At 70.9% G+C, this 15,663-nt stretch carries 15 protein-coding genes; 9 read left to right on the top strand and 6 right to left on the bottom strand.

Annotated features, from left to right (window positions below; genetic code table 11):
- Window positions 1-25: 25 nt before the first annotated feature.
- On the top strand, window positions 26-940 hold the full coding sequence (locus tag ACGF7U_RS14345; RefSeq protein WP_393106480.1) for a DMT family transporter: 915 nt from the start codon (window positions 26-28) through the stop codon (window positions 938-940).
- A gap of 136 nt (window positions 941-1,076) precedes the next feature.
- On the opposite strand, the gene ACGF7U_RS14340 is transcribed toward ACGF7U_RS14345, so the two are convergent.
- Window positions 1,077-3,944 (bottom strand): ricin-type beta-trefoil lectin domain protein, encoded by a 2,868-nt coding sequence (locus ACGF7U_RS14340; protein ID WP_393106478.1) that lies wholly within the window; start codon window positions 3,942-3,944, stop codon window positions 1,077-1,079.
- Window positions 3,945-4,220: 276 nt separating this feature from the next.
- Window positions 4,221-5,243, bottom strand: coding sequence for a zinc-dependent alcohol dehydrogenase family protein (locus ACGF7U_RS14335; RefSeq protein WP_393106476.1), 1,023 nt, complete (start codon window positions 5,241-5,243; stop codon window positions 4,221-4,223).
- 267 nt (window positions 5,244-5,510) lie between these two features.
- Between ACGF7U_RS14335 and ACGF7U_RS14330 the strand changes: the two genes are divergently transcribed.
- From ACGF7U_RS14330 to ACGF7U_RS14315, 4 genes are all read left to right on the top strand, one after another.
- A complete protein-coding gene (locus tag ACGF7U_RS14330; RefSeq protein ID WP_393106474.1) occupies window positions 5,511-6,404 on the top strand; it encodes a helix-turn-helix transcriptional regulator in 894 nt (297 codons plus the stop codon).
- A gap of 316 nt (window positions 6,405-6,720) precedes the next feature.
- A complete protein-coding gene (locus tag ACGF7U_RS14325) occupies window positions 6,721-7,149 on the top strand; it encodes a Fur family transcriptional regulator (RefSeq protein ID WP_393106472.1) in 429 nt (142 codons plus the stop codon).
- Between the two features lie 23 nt (window positions 7,150-7,172).
- Entirely contained in the window at window positions 7,173-9,449 is a 2,277-nt protein-coding gene (gene katG / locus ACGF7U_RS14320) for a catalase/peroxidase HPI (protein WP_393106470.1), read from the top strand.
- A 262-nt stretch (window positions 9,450-9,711) separates the two neighbouring features.
- A complete protein-coding gene (locus tag ACGF7U_RS14315; protein ID WP_393106468.1) occupies window positions 9,712-10,449 on the top strand; it encodes a VOC family protein in 738 nt (245 codons plus the stop codon).
- Window positions 10,450-10,783: 334 nt separating this feature from the next.
- Here ACGF7U_RS14315 and ACGF7U_RS14310 read toward each other — a convergent pair whose 3' ends face one another.
- Window positions 10,784-11,200, bottom strand: coding sequence for an SgcJ/EcaC family oxidoreductase (locus tag ACGF7U_RS14310; RefSeq protein WP_393106466.1), 417 nt, complete (start codon window positions 11,198-11,200; stop codon window positions 10,784-10,786).
- 24 nt (window positions 11,201-11,224) lie between these two features.
- On the opposite strand from ACGF7U_RS14310, the gene ACGF7U_RS14305 reads away from it, so the two are divergent.
- The 3 genes from ACGF7U_RS14305 to ACGF7U_RS14295 are packed head-to-tail and all read left to right on the top strand — an operon-like array spanning window position 11,225 to window position 12,408.
- Window positions 11,225-11,362, top strand: a complete 138-nt coding sequence (locus ACGF7U_RS14305) for a hypothetical protein (RefSeq protein WP_393106464.1) — start codon at window positions 11,225-11,227, stop codon at window positions 11,360-11,362.
- 45 nt (window positions 11,363-11,407) lie between these two features.
- Window positions 11,408-11,827: an SRPBCC family protein gene (locus ACGF7U_RS14300; RefSeq protein WP_393106462.1), complete on the top strand. Its 420-nt coding sequence runs from the start codon at window positions 11,408-11,410 to the stop codon at window positions 11,825-11,827.
- Entirely contained in the window at window positions 11,824-12,408 is a 585-nt protein-coding gene (locus tag ACGF7U_RS14295) for a TetR/AcrR family transcriptional regulator (RefSeq protein ID WP_393106460.1), read from the top strand. The genes ACGF7U_RS14300 and ACGF7U_RS14295 overlap by 4 nt, the downstream gene beginning before the upstream one ends.
- On the opposite strand, the gene ACGF7U_RS14290 is transcribed toward ACGF7U_RS14295, so the two are convergent.
- Window positions 12,394-12,999, bottom strand: a complete 606-nt coding sequence (locus tag ACGF7U_RS14290; protein ID WP_393106458.1) for a flavodoxin family protein — start codon at window positions 12,997-12,999, stop codon at window positions 12,394-12,396. The genes ACGF7U_RS14295 and ACGF7U_RS14290 overlap by 15 nt on opposite strands.
- Before the next feature lie 84 nt (window positions 13,000-13,083).
- On the opposite strand from ACGF7U_RS14290, the gene ACGF7U_RS14285 reads away from it, so the two are divergent.
- Window positions 13,084-13,461 (top strand): MarR family winged helix-turn-helix transcriptional regulator, encoded by a 378-nt coding sequence (locus tag ACGF7U_RS14285; RefSeq protein WP_393106456.1) that lies wholly within the window; start codon window positions 13,084-13,086, stop codon window positions 13,459-13,461.
- 75 nt (window positions 13,462-13,536) lie between these two features.
- On the opposite strand, the gene ACGF7U_RS14280 is transcribed toward ACGF7U_RS14285, so the two are convergent.
- Together ACGF7U_RS14280 and sigJ are read right to left on the bottom strand one after the other, a co-directional pair.
- Window positions 13,537-14,442, bottom strand: a complete 906-nt coding sequence (locus ACGF7U_RS14280; RefSeq protein WP_393106454.1) for a hypothetical protein — start codon at window positions 14,440-14,442, stop codon at window positions 13,537-13,539.
- Between the two features lie 213 nt (window positions 14,443-14,655).
- A complete protein-coding gene (gene sigJ, locus ACGF7U_RS14275; RefSeq protein WP_393106452.1) occupies window positions 14,656-15,591 on the bottom strand; it encodes an RNA polymerase sigma factor SigJ in 936 nt (311 codons plus the stop codon).
- Window positions 15,592-15,663: the final 72 nt, after the last annotated feature.

Raw genomic sequence — 15,663 nt, 5'->3', positions numbered from 1 at the left:
ATCTCGTCGCAGGAGCGATTCCTTCATGCTTGTCTCCGAATACCCGGTGGTCGCCGCTCGACGCTCCGCCACCGGCCTGTGGTTGCTCGTGTCCGCAGGCGTGCTGTGGGGCACCGGTGGTCCCTCCGGCAGTCTGCTCGCCCTCGAAACGGGGTTGTCGCCGCTGGCGGTGGCCGCGTACCGGCTTGCCATCGGCGGCACCCTCATCGCCGTCCCGCTCGTGCTGACCCGGCGGGCGCTGCCGCGCGGCCGGGCCGCCTGGATCCGGATCACCGCGATCGGCATCCTCGCCGCGGTCTTCCAGACCTGCTTCTTCGCCGCGGTGTCGCTCAGCACGGTGAGCGTCGCCACCCTGCTCACCATCGGCGCGTCACCCGTCCTGGTCCTGGTCGCCGAGTGGATCACCGGCCGGCGACGGATCAGTCTGTCTGTCCTCTCGACGGTGGCACTGGCCGCCACCGGTCTGGCCCTGCTCGTCGGCGTACCGCCCAGCGGTCACAGCGCCTCGGGCGTACTTGCCGGAGCCGCGCTGGCGTTGCTCTCGGCGGGCTGCTTCGCCGCCATGACCTTCGTCAGCGCCCGCCCCGTGCCCGGCCTCGACGACCTCGCGGCGACCGGGCTCGGCTTCACCATCGGCGCCGCCACGCTCGCCCCGCTCGCCACCGTGACGTCGGGTGTGAGCTTCAGCCCGGGCTGGACCTCCGTCGGGCTGCTGCTTCTCCTGGGCACCGCGCCGACCGCCCTGGCCTACACCCTGTACTTCCGGGGGCTGCGTACCACCTCGGCCGGCACGGCAGCACTGATGGCGTTGCTGGAACCACTTGTCGGAACGGTCCTGGCGACCTGGATCCTCGGCGACCGTCTCAGCCCCACCGGTCTCGTCGGGGGCGGGCTGCTCGCCACGGCCCTCCTGCTCCACGCCCGTTACTCACCCCGCTAGCCGTCCGGGGCCCGGGCCAGGACTGCGGCAGACAGCCGGCCCGGGACCCGGACTTCGCCGTGCCGTCGACCTCGTACGGCGAAGGGGCGGGGCCGCCCGGACCGGAGAGGTGCGGGCGGCCCCGGAGGCGCTGCGGTCAGGCGTCCGGGTCGTCGCCGTCGACGAGTGGGATGCGGTTGCCGCCTGCGCCGATCACCCAGTGCTGGTGTGCGCCGCCCGCGTACGTCCAGATCTGGATCTGCGTGCCGTCGGCGGCGGAGCCGCCCGCGGCTTCGAGCACCTTGCCCGACTGGGGGTTGAGGATCGAGCCGTTCGCCTGCGGCTGCCACACCTGGGCGCCGCTGCCGTTGCAGGTGTACAGCTGCACCTTGGTGCCGTTGGCGTTGCCGCCGTTCGACACGTCCAGGCACTTGCCGAGGGCCCGGAAGGTGTCGCCGACCCGGGTCCACTGCTGGGCGTTGGTGCCGTTGCACGTCCAGAGCTGGATCTTCGTCCCGTCGGCGGTGCCCGCGTTGCTGACGTCGAGGCACTTACCGCCGATGCCGGTGACGGTGCCGCCACCGGGTCCGTACACCTCGAATTCGTAGATGCGGGCCGCCGGATCGGTGGTGCTGGTCGGGGCGGTGACGTTGAGGCGGACGTAGCGGGCGGCGACCGTTGCCACCTGGTGGGTGGTGGTGCTGGCGGTGTTGCCGGTGGCCGTCGCCCGGGTGCTCCAGGTCGTGCCGTCGGTGCTGGTGGCGATGGTGAAGTCCTTCGTGTTCCAGGCGGGGTCCTCCCCTCCCGCGCCGGCGTGCCTGAGGACGAACCGGGTCACCTCCCGGCTGGCGCCGAGGTCCACCTGGAGGTACTTCGTGGTGCCCTTCGAGCACCACTTGTCGCCGTTGCCGCCGGAGACGCTGCCGTTGACGGCCTTCTCCGGGCCCTCGGTGGCCCCGCAGGAGCTGTCGGCGGTGGCCGGCCGGTTCAGCGCCAGGTTGGGACCGTCGACCGGCGGCGGGGTGCTGCCGGGGATGGCGTTGAGGGTGTACCAGGCCTCGGTGCTCCACAACGGCTGGCCGGTGGACGAGGTGAACGGGCGCGGCGAGCGGAGGTACACGACGTGCCCGGCCTTGCGGCCCGCAACGGTGAGGGTGACTGTCCTGCGGTCGGCCGACAGGGTCGCCGCGGAGACCTGCAACGCCGCCTCGTCGAGCTTCGGGCCGCCGTAGCTGGCGGTGGGCTGGTAGCGCCACTGCTTGATCTGGTAGCGCGAGGCGAGCTCCGCCGCGGTCTCGGTGGACAGCGGCTGCGTGTATTCGATCTGGAAGCCGCCTGCGGTGGCGCGCATTTCGAGCATGTCGAAGGTGCTGGTGCCGTTGGGAGTCAGCTTCTGCAGGCCGTACGACAGCTTGCCCTCCTGGCCCCAGTTCCCGCCGGCGCCGAGCCCGCCGACGTAGATGGCTCCGTCCGGGCCGAGGTTGACCTCCGAGACGCCGGCCTCCAGGCCCTGGGTCATCCGGAACAGCGCGCCCTGGTATTCGCCGTTGACCTTCTCCAGGTAGGCCCGCTGGAGCCCGCCGTAGGTCACGTCACCGATCACCAGTTGCCCGGCGAAGGTGCCGCTGGGCAACCGCAGCGGAGTGCTGGGGGAGTTGGCGATCTCGTTCTGCGGCATCCAGAGCACGGGCGGGGTGACCGGGTTGCCGTCGAACGGGCCGGCCGGGTTCATGTAGTGGTTGAAGAACCGGTCCTGCTTGATGTGCAGCAGCTTCGAGGAGGGCAGCCAGCCGCCCTGGTTGTCGGTGACGAAGATGCCCCCCTCGGGACCCCAGCCGATGCCGTGCGGCGTCCGTAGGCCCCCGGCGACGTAGGAGAGCGCGCCGGTGTCCTTGTGGACCTTGACCGTGGTGCCCCGGTTCGGCGCCGGCTGCGGGTTGGTGGTCGCGCCGCCGTAGTTGATGGACACCGACAGGTTCAGGTAGAAGTACGGCGCCTGGTAGAGCAGGCCGAACGCGAACTCGTGGAAGTTTCCTCCGTAGGGCCAGGTGGCGACCGTCTGGTACTGGTCGGCGACCTCGTCGCCGTTGGTGTCGACGAGCCGGGTCAGCCGCTGCTTCTCCGACACGTAGACGACCCCGTCGACGACCTTCAGGCCCATCGGCTCCTTGAGGTTGTCGCCGATCTTCTTGGTGGTGACGTTGCCGGGGCCGGTCGAGCCACCGGTGTTGTCGAGGATGTACACCTCGCCGTCCTGCGACGTGCCGGACTGGTCGTTGCCGCCCCACGTGGAGATGACCAGCCGGCCGTCGGCGAGCCAGTCCATGCCGGTGACCTTGGGCTGGAACCCGTTGGGCCGCAGGTTGGTCAACGTGTAGCCGGGATGCACGCCGGTCAGCGGCAGGCCGTCGCCGGGTGAGTCGAAGACCCCCTCGCACTCCTTGCGGCCGGGGGCGGTGACCCGGACCACGCCCGCGTCGGTGCTCAGGGCCGAGTTGGGCACCACGACGAACGACGAGGACCCCGGGGTCTTCCACTCCAGCGTGACCTGCTGCCCGCCGGTGCGATCGAAGTGGTCGATGCGCAGCGCGTGCATGCCCGCCGAGAGGGTCACCGTCCCCTCCTTCGGTGTCGGCCCGTGCAGGCCGTCGTGGTCGATGACCACGGAGGTGCCGATGGTGAGTTTCGATCCGTCGTCGCTGGTCAGCCGGAACGCGTACGCGCCGGCCTGGGTGACGTTGATGTTGCCGAGCACCTCCGTCACGAAGTGGTCGTCGAACCCGAAGTCCGCCGTCGAGGTCCAGTTGACCGTGGACATCAGCTTGTCGACGTTCGGTGTCTGACCGGGCTTGAGGGTGCAGAGCTCGTCGAGCGGTACCTGTACGTCGTACACGCGCAGGGTGACGCCCGGTTCCTGAGCGGGGGCCGCCGCGACCGGCGTGGCCGACAGGCCGGTGGCGGCGAGGACGAGTGCGATCGAACCTAGGACAGGACTGCGGAATCGGCGCGGCAGCCGTGTGCCCATCGTTCCTCCCGGGAGGCAGTAGGGGTGGGGACGGCCGGCCGCGGGAGTGCGTTGGGGGAGGCGGCAGCCGTCGACCCCGTGCCAGGGGCGATCGACGCCGACGATGTGCGCCACCTGGAACGCGGGGGTGATGCACCAAGACATTAAACTACTTCGATTTATCGGTCCAGAACTTTCGCTCCATCGAGCAAAAGTGACGCCTGATCGAACGAAAGCGGCAGTCGTCTCGGCGGGGCACCGGTTGCCCGCCGCGCTGGCGAGCAACCGGTGCGGCCGTCACGGGCGCAGCAGGGTCTTGATGGCGCGGCGGCTGTCCATGGCTCCGTAGCCCTCGGCGGCCTCCTCGAGGGGCAGGTCGAGGTCGAAGACCCTGCCCGGGTTGATCGTGCCGTCGCCGATCAGGCGCATCAGGTCCGGCAGGAACCGGCGTACCGGTGCGGGGCCGCCGTGCAGGTGCACCAGCGACCAGAACATCTCCATGCCGGGCAGGGTCACGTCGTGGGTGACGCCGACGAAACCGATGTGCCCGTTGGGGCGGGCGCAGTGGATGGCCTGCATCATCGACTCCTGCGTGCCCACCGCCTCAACCACCGAGTGCGCGCCGAGCCCGCCGGTCATGTCCTTGATCCTCGCCACGCCCGCGTCGCCGCGTTCGGTGACGATGTCCGTCGCGCCGAACTCCCGCGCCAGCTTCTGCCGGGACTCGTGCCGGCTCATCGCGATGATGCGCTCCGCGCCCAGTTGCTTGGCGGCCAGGACGGCGAGCAGGCCGACCGCGCCGTCGCCGACGACCGCGACGGTCTTGCCGGGGCCGACCTCGGCGGCGACCGCGGCGAACCAGCCGGTGCCCAGCACGTCGGAGGCGGCCAGATAGCCGGGGATCAGGTCGGCGGGCGGCACCTCGGGCGTGGCGACCAGGGTGCCGTCGGCCAGCGGCACCCGCAGGTACTGCGCCTGCGAGCCGAACATGCCCATCGGCACCCGGTGCAGACAGGCGGACTGGTAGCCGTCTCGGCAGATTTCGCAGGTGTTGTCGGATGCCCAGAACGAGCCGACCACGAACTGGCCCGGCTTGACGCCGGTGACGTCGCCGCCGACCTCTTCGACGATGCCGACGTACTCGTGGCCCATCGGCGTCGGGCCCGCTAGCTTCTCGACCCCGCGGTACGGCCACAGGTCCGAGCCGCACACGCAGGTCGCCGACACGCGGATGACCGCGTCGGTGGGCTGCTCGATCCGCGGATCCGGGCGGTCCTCCACCCGGACGTCGCCGGGGGCGTGCATGACAACGCCACGCATGATGTTCTCCTTGTCGGGGTTGAGGCAGTCGTTCGCGTGTGTGAAACCGACGCGCTCGGTCCGAGGCGGGGGACCACGCCCGAGATCGCCGAGGGGCGGACACTCGGGCCGATACCGAGCAGATCGGGGACGCTTCCGGCCATACCGCCGGAGCGACAGCGTCGCGTCATCCAGGTAACCCCCGTTTCGCCCCGGCAGGGAGTCCCTGGTGAAGCATGTACCGGCAGTGCATCCCTACCGCGGCCCACGCCCCGTAGGGTCGAAAGCGTGGACAACCGTGACCAGGTCCGCGACTTTCTCATCTCGCGGCGAGCCAAGATCACCCCGGAGCGGGCCGGGTTGCCGGCCGGCACCCGGCGCCGCGTGAAAGGGCTACGCCGCAGCGAGGTCGCCGCGCTCGCCGACGTCAGCGTCGAGTACTACGGCAAACTCGAACGCGGCAACCTCGCCGGCGTCTCTCCCGGCATCCTCGAAGCCGTCGCCCGCGCCCTGCAGTTGGACGACGCCGAACGGGCCCACCTGCTCCACCTGGCCCAGGCCGCCGAAGGCTCGGACGCGCTCACCCGGCCACGCCAGCGCCCGGGCAGGCAGACGCCGCTGCATCGCAGCCTGCAGTGGACCCTGGACGCGATCACCGCCGGGCCCGCATACGTCAGCAACGGACGCCTGGACGTGCTCGCGGCCAACCGGCTCGCCCGCGCCTTCTTCAGCGACATCTACGCCACCGGCGACCCGCAGCCGCCCAACCTGGCCCGCTACCAGTTCCTCGATCCCGCCGCCCGCCGCTTCTACCTCGACTGGGAGCTGACGGCCGACGTCACCGTCGACGTCCTGCGCACCGAGGCCGGCCGTGACCCCCGCGACAAGGACCTCCACGACCTCGTCGGGGAGCTGTCGACCCGCAGCGACGCCTTCCGTACCCGGTGGGGCGCCCACAACGTCCGCCGCCACGGCACCGGCACCAAACGCTTCCACCACCCCGTCGTGGGCGACCTCACGCTCGCGTTCGAGACCCTCGCGATGACCGCCGAGCCGGGGCTCACCCTCGCCATCTACACCGCCGAGCCCGGCACCGCCTCCGAAGAGAACCTCCGGCTGCTCGACTCCTGGGCAGCCTCGCCGGACGTCAGCTCCTCCACGCGGCCGCTCTCGGCCGGGTGAATTCCACAAAATTCCCCGAGAGGAGCCTGGGCCGTTGGCTCCGCCGTGGTGCGGGCGAGCCGGGTAACGGCTTCGGAGGCGGTTGGTCCGGGCCATGATCGCAGCCCGCGGCGGCCGGTCGTGGCCCGAGCCGCTGCCCTGCGCCCGCGTCGGGGTGATCGCGGCGGCCGGCGTCGAGATCGACACCGCGGGCGAGCGCGAGCTGCGGCGGCACCGTGTCCGGTATGCACGCCGCCGACCGGTCTGCCTCGAAAAAGTGCGGGTGGAGTCGTGGCAAAACTTGATTCATTCCAAAAGAGTGGACTATGTTCGTCGCATGACGTCCGACTTCGAGGCCCAGCTGCGGGCGGTCTCGTTGCGGGTGACCCGACCCCGGGTGGCGGTGCTCGCAGCGCTGCGCGACCATCCGCACGTCGACACCGACACGGTGATCGCGCTGGTGCGGGCGGAGCAGCCCACGGTCTCCCACCAGGCGGTGTACGACGTGCTGCGCGCGCTCACCGACGCCGGACTGGTGCGGCGCATCCAGCCTGCCGGTGCGACCGCCCGCTACGAGTCCCGGGTGGGGGACAACCACCACCATGTCGTGTGCCGCTCCTGCGGCGCGATCGCCGACGTCGACTGCGCCGTCGGCCATGCTCCCTGTCTCACCGCCTCCGACGACCACGGCTTCACGGTCGACGAGGCGGAGGTCGTCTACTGGGGCACCTGCCCCGACTGTGCGACCGAACGCACCTCCCAGTGATCCGCCAGTTCGGAAGGAAGTAGATGAGCGACATCCAGGACAACGCCCCCTCCAGCGCCCAGGGCGTGGACAAGAAGGCGGCGGCCGGCTGCCCGATCGCGCACGACTCGGTGACCGCGCACGGCAGCGAGAGCGAGAACCCGGCGATCGACTCGCCGACGCCGAAGACCGGAGGTCGTCCGCGTACCAACCGCGACTGGTGGCCCAACCAGCTCGACCTGTCGGTGCTGCACGCCCACTCGTCCAAGGCCAACCCGCTGGGGAAGGGCTTCAGCTACGCCAAGGAGTTCGCCAAGCTCGACGTCGAGGCCCTCAAGCAGGACATCGTCAAGGTCCTCACGACGTCGCAGGACTGGTGGCCGGCCGACTTCGGCCACTACGGCGGCCTGATGATCCGGATGAGCTGGCACGCCGCGGGCACCTACCGCATCCACGACGGTCGCGGCGGCGCCGGCGACGGCGGTCAGCGGTTCGCTCCGCTCAACAGCTGGCCGGACAACGCCAACCTCGACAAGGCCCGCCGTCTGCTGTGGCCGGTCAAGCAGAAGTACGGCCAGAAGATCTCGTGGGCCGACCTGCTCGTGCTCGCCGGCAACGTCGCCCTGGAGTCGATGGGCTTCAAGACCTTCGGCTTCGGCTTCGGCCGGGAGGACGTCTGGGAGCCGGAGGAGATCTTCTGGGGTCCGGAGGACACCTGGCTCGGCGACGAGCGCTACGTCTCCGAGAAGGAGATGGCGGCCGACGTCGGGGCGACCGAGATGGGTCTCATCTACGTCAACCCGGAGGGCCCGCGCGGCAACGCGGACCCGGCCGCGGCGGCGCACTTCATCCGCGAGACCTTCGCCCGGATGGCGATGAACGACGAGGAGACCGTCGCCCTCATCGCCGGTGGCCACACCTTCGGCAAGACCCACGGCGCCGGCGTCGCCGACGACCACGTGGGTCCCGAGCCCGAGGCCGCCCCGCTGGAGGCGCAGGGTCTGGGCTGGTTGAGCACCTACGGCACCGGTAAGGGCCCGGACACGATCACCAGCGGCCTCGAGGTGACGTGGACCGACCGGCCGACGCAGTGGAGCAACCGGTTCTTCGAGATCCTCTTCGGCTACGAGTGGGAACTCACCACGAGCCCCGGTGGGGCCAAGCAGTGGGTCGCCAAGGACGCCGAGGCGATCATTCCGGACGCCCACGACCCGTCGAAGAAGCACAAGCCGACAATGCTCACGACCGACCTTGCGCTGCGCGTCGACCCGGCGTACGAGAAGATCTCGCGTCGTTTCCTGGAGAACCCCGACGAGTTCGCGCTGGCGTTCGCCAAGGCCTGGTACAAGCTGCTGCACCGCGACATGGGGCCGGTGAGCCGCTTCCTCGGGCCGTGGGTCCCGGAGCCCCAGCTGTGGCAGGACCCGGTGCCCGCCGTCGACCACGAGCTCGTGGGTGACGCCGACGTCGCCGCCCTCAAGGCGAAGGTCCTGGAGTCCGGCCTCACGACCGCCCAGCTGGTCTCCACCGCCTGGGCCTCGGCCGCCAGCTACCGGTCCACCGACAAGCGCGGCGGCGCCAACGGCGCGCGGATCCGTCTGGAGCCGCAGCGCAGCTGGGAGGTCAACCAGCCCGAGCAGCTCGCGACGGTCCTGGAGACCCTCGAGGGCATCCGGCGGGAGTTCAACTCCGCCGGCGGCGCGAAGATCTCGCTCGCGGACCTGATCGTGCTGGCAGGCTCGGCCGCCGTCGAGAAGGCGGCGCGCGACGCCGGCGTCGAGGTGACCGTGCCGTTCCGGCCGGGCCGCACCGACGCCACGCAGGAGCAGACCGACGTCGAGTCGTTCCGGGTCCTCGAGCCGCGCGCCGACGGGTTCCGCAACTACCTGCGTCCGGGCGAGAAGACCCAGCCGGAGGTGCTGCTCGTCGACCGTGCCTACATGCTCAACCTGACGGCGCCCGAGATGACCGTCCTCGTCGGCGGCCTGCGCTCGCTCGGGGCCAACGTCGGCGGCGCGCGGCACGGCGTCCTCACCGACCGGCCCGGCGTGCTCACGAACGACTTCTTCACCAACCTGCTCTCCCCGGGCACCCGGTGGAAGGCGTCGGAGTCCGAAGAGCACGTGTACGAGATCCGGGACCTGGCCACCGACGAGGTGAAGTGGACCGCCACCGCGGTCGACCTCATCTTCGGCTCCAACTCCCAGCTGCGGGCCCTCGCGGAGGTCTACGCCAGCCAGGACGCGCGCGAGAAGTTCGTGGCGGACTTCGTCGCAGCCTGGACCAAGGTCATGGAACTCGACCGGTTCGATCTGGTCTGACCCGGCCCTGAACGGCGAGCCCCGGTCGATCCACCAGCGATCGACCGGGGCTCGCCGGCCATTCGGTTCCTCGCCCGCGTCGGGCACCGCGGCCAACGGGTGTGGGCGAGCCGGCGGGATCGCGGCTGTGCTCCGGGCCCCGGGCTGGTTCAACTTTCGGAATCGGGCCCCAGGTTCAGGCCCCGGGTCACAGCTGGTCGCTGCACGACCTACCGGAGACCTCGCCAGATGCTGATCTTCGGCGGGCCCTAGGATCGTCGCCATGGCAACGCGGCTTGTGCAGATCAACATGAAGGCTCGGGACGACTCCGCGCTGGGCGGTTTCTGGGCGGAGGCGCTCGGTTGGGGAATCTCCAGCGAGGGACCCGGCGTTACCAACCTCGAACCCGAGGGCTTCGTCTACCCCAACCCCGTCGCTGTCTGCGTCGACCTCATCGTCTCCCCGGAACCCAAGACGGTGAAGAACCGCGTGCACGTCGACCTCGCCACCACCTCGGTGGCCCACCAGGCGGAGGTCGTCGCGCGCCTGAAGGATCTCGGCGCCACACCTGCCGACGTGGGCCAGGGCGACGTCCCGTGGACGGTCATGGCCGACCCGGAGGGCAACGAGTTCTGCGTGCTGGACCCCCGGCCGCTCTACCGGGACACCGGACCGATCGCCGCGGTTGTGGTCGACTGCGTGGATCCGCGAGCCATGGCCCGCTTCTGGGGCAGTGCCATGGACTGGGTCCTGCACGAGGTGACCGACCACAAGGCCGTACTGCGCTCCGCCAAGGGCGTCGGACCATATCTGCAGTTCGTCCGCACACCCGACGTCAAGACCGTGTGGAACCGCGTCCACCTCGACGTCCGCCCGTACCCGGGTGACGACCCGGAGGCCGAGGCGGCGAGACTGCAGACTCTCGGCGCGACCGTCATCGACCTGGGCCAGGACGATATCCCGTGGACCGTCCTCGCAGACCCGGAAGGCAACGAGTTCTGCCTCCTCGCCCCAAGCTGACCCGAACCCTCGTCAGCGGCCCACTACGGCCCGGACTCTGCGACGTGCCCGATCTGGGTGAAGATCACGGTCGGCCCCGAGCGTGAGCCAACGGTCGGGGCCGCCGCGCGACGAGCCACCGCTCGGGCGGCAGTGTGCGGCCACCCGCCGCTCGGGCAGGGCGTCATCGAGGTCGCGGCGCCGCTGGGTGCGTCGGCCGTAGCGTCGTGCGGCGGCCGGCGGACAGGAGGTGGTGGAGTTTGTCCGCCAGCGGGCCGGCCCGGACGGCGCCGGCGGCCGCACCGTCCTCGGCGATGCGGGTACGGCGAGCACGGCTGGGAGACGCCCTGAGGGCTCAGCCGTTGGCCGCTACGCCCGTGTTCTGGTTGGCGGTCAGCAGCCACCGACCGTCCTCCTTGGACATGACGTACATCGGAGTGCCCTCGCCCTGCGCGGTCAGCAGCTCGCCCGTGGGCGAGAAGTACCGCTGGCGGACCTTGACCGCGGCCACGTCCGGCCGGATGAAGAGCACGTGTACGACCTCGTACGAAGGAACGAGACCCTTCATCGCGCCGGGTAGCACCTGCCGGGTGAAGGCGGCGATCGCGTCCCGCCCGATGAGGAGCTTGCCGGCCCCGGTCGTCCAGATGGCGTCCTCGCGGAACAGCGAGACGAACTCCTCGACCAGTTCGTTGCGCTGGGCGTGTTCGACGGTGGCGACGACCTGCGTAATGGCGGCGATCTCGGACTCGAAGTCAGCAACTCGGTTCATGACCTAGATCTTGGAACCTGAACCATGCTTGAGGTCAATGCCCGGGTGATCTGGAGAACAGCGGTCGCCTTCACGGTCGAGCAGGCGGCGACGAGCACCGCCAACCGGCGGACGCCGCGCGGGGCGACCGGGGCCGGCGACCACTGTCGACCGACCCGGTGAGCGAGGCCGGTGGCGGCTCGACCGACCGTTCGTACCATCTGGTACATGCGATATGAGCAGACGATCACGGCGGCGGCGACGCAGGCGCGTGCCTGGGAGGCGTTGGCCGCGGTGACCACCTGGCCCCGGTGGACCAGGTCCATCCAGGACGTGCGGCCGCTCGACGGCGGCGACCTGACGCTCGGGCACCGGTTCCGGATCAGGCAGCCGGGCATGCCCACCCTGGTCTGGCGGGTCAGCGCGGTACGGGCGGGCGAATCATTCACCTGGGAGACCCGCTCCCTCGGCGTGCACACGTCCGGCTATCACCGGCTGGCCACCAACCCGGACGGCACGACTCAGATCACCATCGGCGTGGACCAGACCGGCCCGCTCGCGGGACTGCTCAACGTGCTGATGGGCGGCAAGACCCGCCGGTTCCTGGCGCTCGAGGCCGCCGGTCTCAAGGCGGCCAGCGAGGAATGAGCGCCGCCCGCGAGGCCCTCCTCGACCGGTGCCTGGCATACCTGCAGGAGACCGGCTTCAGTGACCTCAGCGTTCGAGAGATCGCCGCGGGTGTCGGCACCAGCCACCGCATGCTCATCTACCACTTCGGCACCCGTGAGCAGTTGCTCGTCGCCGTCGTGGAGCGGGTCGAGGCGATCCAGCGGGCAGCGCTGGCCGACCTTGTCTCGTCCGACGGTGACCTGGCCGAGGTGGGCCGGCAGTTCTGGCGCCGGGTCAGCGATCCGGCGCTGGCGCCGGCCACCCGGCTGTTCTTCGAGATCTACTCGCACGCCCTCTACCGGCGCCGGTGGACGGACTCCTTCCGGGACGCGGTCGTCGCGGCCTGGGCCGAGCCGCTCGCCGAACTGCTGGTGCAGCGGGGTCTCGATCCGGCCGAAGCGCGGCGGCGGGCCAGGTTGGGCCTGGCCGCCGCCCGGGGGTTGATCCTGGACCTGCTGGTCACCGGCGAGCGCGAGATCGTCGACGCCGCCGGCGACCTACTGTCCGAGCTGCTGACTCAGCCGCTGACCGCCACAGCCCGCGTCCTAGTCGCCGAGTGACGCGACGGGCATCGGCTCGTGCGCAGGTCCGTCCCCGAGCGCGGGCTGGCCGAAGAAGGTGTCGGCGGCTCGGAGTGCGGTGGCGTCGCGCAGGATGTCGCCCGGGCGGTTGGCGTAGCCGAGCAGTGCGCCGCCCCAGCGCATGCCCAGGTACTCGGCACTCAGGCGCAGGCTCGCCACCAGAGGGTCCGCCTTCGCCGGATCCTCGTCGCTGATCGCGCTGACCGCCCACATCGTCCGACCACGCATGTTCGCCCGGAAGTCGGTGCGGGGGATCCGGAGCCAGCCGGCCCAGTGGTCGAGGTAGAGCTTCGTGGCGGCGCTGACGTTGTACCAGTACAGCGGGGAGGCGATGACCAGGTCGGTGGCGGCGAGCGTCTCGGTGAGCAGCAGCGCCTCGTTGCCGGTGGGCTGGGGGTAGCGGCCGTCGCCGCCGGCGTGCCGGATGTCGGCGAACGGGGAGAGCGGGTGCTCGTCCAGACGGAGCCAACGCTGTTCGGCGTCGGCCGGGAGCGCGTCGGCCGCGCGCCGGGCCAACAGCTCGGTGTTGCCGCCGTGGCGCGAGCTGCCCAGGAGGAAGAGAAACCGCATCGCTGTATCCCCATGTCTATCCAGATGAATGTATCCGTGAGAAACTATCCGAGTGGATGTAGTCTGGTCAAGAAGGGAGGCGCCATGACGCTGACGACAGCGGCCGGGGCGCGGGCAACCCGCTGGCAGGAGCTGAATCGCCTCCACGCGACCGTGAGCCGGCGGCTGGAGCAGGCGTTGCGCGCCGGTCACGAACTGACCCCGCCCGAGTACGAGATCCTCGCCGTCGTGGCCCGCAGCGACAGTGGCTGCCTGCGGATGCAACGGGCCGCCGAACTCGTCGGCCTGCCGCAGAGCACCACCAGCCGGCTGGTCGCCCGGCTGGAGAGCGCCGGCCTGCTCGAGCGCTACCTGTGCGACACGGATCGGCGGGGCGTCTACACGCAGATCACCCAGGCCGGGCGCGACGTTCAGGCGGCGGCCGCGGTCACGTACGACGAGGTGCTGCGCGAGGTGCTGTGAGCCCCGCTCGGGCGACCCGGCCGGCAGTGCGACAGCGCGGGACTCCGCCGCCCGCCCACGAATGGCAGGAAACGCCTACGCCGTCGCGGCCTCGCGGGACGCTGCCAGGGCGCCGACCGTGAGCAGCGCCGGCCCGGCGAGCGCCACGGCGGCCCGCACCGCCGCCGAGACGTCCGCCGAGCCAGCCGTCGAGCTGGCCACTGTGCCGACCGCCGAGGTGACGACGGTGCCCGACTGCGTGGAATGGTCACTCCTGTTCGAGAACGTCCACCAGGTGAACCAGCTGCTGGCGAGGTCGTCGGCGGTGACGGCCACCGTCACCGCGACCAGCAGCGCCCCGAGCGGCACGAGCGCCGCCCGGTCGGCGCGCGCACCCGACAGCGCCACCACCCCCGCCGCCAGCAGGGTGGCCAGCAGCGCCGGCCACACGGCTTCGAGCAGGCCGAGCGGCGGGGCGTCGTCAATCCGGGACCAGGCGTTGGCACCGACCACGGCGAGCAGCAGCACGGCGACGACCCCGGCCAACCTGGTGGCCTTCGGCCGCTGGCGAACCGGCAGCACGACCACCGCCACCGCGAGACAGAGCACCCCGAGCAGCAGTGCGAAGGCGCGGAGCCGCTCCTGGTCGATCAGAAGCCGCCACTGGTCAAGCAGCGTCGCGGGGATCTGGACCTGGCCTGTCGGCGGGAGACCACCGCCCAGCGGCGCGTAGAAGGGGGTGAACCAGCGGACATCGGCTGGCCGCTCGGGGAACCACCAGAGTTCCACGGTCATGGGCGCCGCGAACAGCGCGATGCCGGCAGCCAGCGCCGGCCGTACGCGCGGCAAGGCCGGACCGGCGAGCAGCACGTACCCGATCAGCGCCGCCGATGCGGCGAGACCATACTGCATGGCGGCCCGCTCGGCGGAGGTCAGTGCCGTCACGACCGACAGCGCACCGGCCGCGGTGGACACCATCAGCAGGACACGCGTGGGGCGCACGGTCAAGGATCATGCCACGGACGGAGCCGCAACGGGTGCCGCCCACAGTCGCCCACGCCGACTCTCCTTTGCCTTCATCTCGACAGCAACATGACAGCAGCGGGCTCGGAGTTGACCGCACGGGCGCGGACAACCATCGGCAGGCGCGGAGTGGGACCGGCGGGGCACGACCGACGCCGCCGCGGGACCAAGCACCCGCGCATGGCGCGGCTGTCAGCCCGTCGGCCAGGAGCGGAGCTTGTCGGGGTTGAGTACCGCCCAGATGTGATTGATCCGGCCGCCCGAGACGTCGAACGCCATCACCGACACGGTGACGCCGTCCAGCTGAGCCACGAGACCCGGCTGACCGTTGACCGTGCGCTCCTCGAGCGTCACGCCGGGTGCCGCGGCGGGTCGCTCGGCGAAGAAGCGTGCGACCTGCTCGGCGCCTTCGATCGGGTAAAGCGCGGCCGTGACGAGTCCGCCGCCGTCGCCGGTCGCCGTGGCATCGGGGGCCAGCAGACCGATGAGGGCGTCGATGTCCCTGGCCTCCCATGCCTGCTTGAAGGCCCTGACGACGTCGGCGCGCGGGGCTGCCAGGACCGGGCCGGGTCGCGCGGCGCGAATGCGCCGGCGGGCCGAAGAGGCCAGCTGGCGGCATGCCGCCGGGCTCCGGCCGACGATCTCGGCCACTTCGGCGAAGGGGTAGCGGAAGACATCGTGCAGGACGAACGCGACACGTTCGGCCGGGGTCATCGACTCCAGCACGACGAGGAAGGCCATGTTGACCGACTCGTCGAGGGTGACCCGGTCGGCCGGGTCCTCGCTGCCGGCGCCCGGCCGCCCACCGATCCACTCCGTACGGTCGGGCAGCGGCTCCGGGATCCATTCGCCCACGTACCGCTCCCGCCTGGCCCGCGCCGAGCCGAGCAGGTCGAGGCAGATCCGGCTGGCGACGGTCGTCAGCCAGGCGCCGGGGGAGTCGATGGCTTCCTGCTGCCGCGGCGACATGGTGTACCAGCGGGCGTAGGTCTCCTGTACGACATCCTCGGCATCGGCCAGGGAGCCCAGCAGCCGGTACGCGAGGTTGGTGAGCTGACGCCGCTCACTCATGATCGCGCTCAGGCCCGGATCGGGCTGGCCGTGTCCCGGCTCGGATGGGTTGGTCATGGTGTCACCGGCTTCCTCCGACGATCTGCCTCACCCCCTACGACGAGCCGTCGCGGCGAGATGTGAGGCCGG

This window comes from Micromonospora sp. NPDC047670 (genome assembly GCF_043204915.1).
Lineage (GTDB): Bacteria > Actinomycetota > Actinomycetes > Mycobacteriales > Micromonosporaceae > Micromonospora.
The sequence above is the reverse complement of the archived record's forward strand: the minus strand, read 5'-3'. Positions and strand labels throughout refer to the sequence as shown.

Excerpts from the sequence above, each read along its gene's own strand:
- ACGF7U_RS14345 (WP_393106480.1), top strand. The coding sequence starts at position 26 with ATGCTTGTCTCCGAATACCCGGTGGTCGCCGCTCGACGCTCCGCCACC.
- ACGF7U_RS14340 (WP_393106478.1), bottom strand. The coding sequence starts at position 3,944 with ATGGGCACACGGCTGCCGCGCCGATTCCGCAGTCCTGTCCTAGGTTCG.
- ACGF7U_RS14335 (WP_393106476.1), bottom strand. The coding sequence starts at position 5,243 with ATGCGTGGCGTTGTCATGCACGCCCCCGGCGACGTCCGGGTGGAGGAC.
- ACGF7U_RS14325 (WP_393106472.1), top strand. The coding sequence starts at position 6,721 with ATGACGTCCGACTTCGAGGCCCAGCTGCGGGCGGTCTCGTTGCGGGTG.
- katG (WP_393106470.1), top strand. The coding sequence starts at position 7,173 with ATGAGCGACATCCAGGACAACGCCCCCTCCAGCGCCCAGGGCGTGGAC.
- ACGF7U_RS14315 (WP_393106468.1), top strand. The coding sequence starts at position 9,712 with ATGGCAACGCGGCTTGTGCAGATCAACATGAAGGCTCGGGACGACTCC.
- ACGF7U_RS14310 (WP_393106466.1), bottom strand. The coding sequence starts at position 11,200 with ATGAACCGAGTTGCTGACTTCGAGTCCGAGATCGCCGCCATTACGCAG.
- ACGF7U_RS14305 (WP_393106464.1), top strand. The coding sequence starts at position 11,225 with ATGCTTGAGGTCAATGCCCGGGTGATCTGGAGAACAGCGGTCGCCTTC.
- ACGF7U_RS14300 (WP_393106462.1), top strand. The coding sequence starts at position 11,408 with ATGCGATATGAGCAGACGATCACGGCGGCGGCGACGCAGGCGCGTGCC.
- ACGF7U_RS14295 (WP_393106460.1), top strand. The coding sequence starts at position 11,824 with ATGAGCGCCGCCCGCGAGGCCCTCCTCGACCGGTGCCTGGCATACCTG.
- ACGF7U_RS14290 (WP_393106458.1), bottom strand. The coding sequence starts at position 12,999 with ATGCGGTTTCTCTTCCTCCTGGGCAGCTCGCGCCACGGCGGCAACACC.
- ACGF7U_RS14285 (WP_393106456.1), top strand. The coding sequence starts at position 13,084 with ATGACGCTGACGACAGCGGCCGGGGCGCGGGCAACCCGCTGGCAGGAG.
- sigJ (WP_393106452.1), bottom strand. The coding sequence starts at position 15,591 with ATGACCAACCCATCCGAGCCGGGACACGGCCAGCCCGATCCGGGCCTG.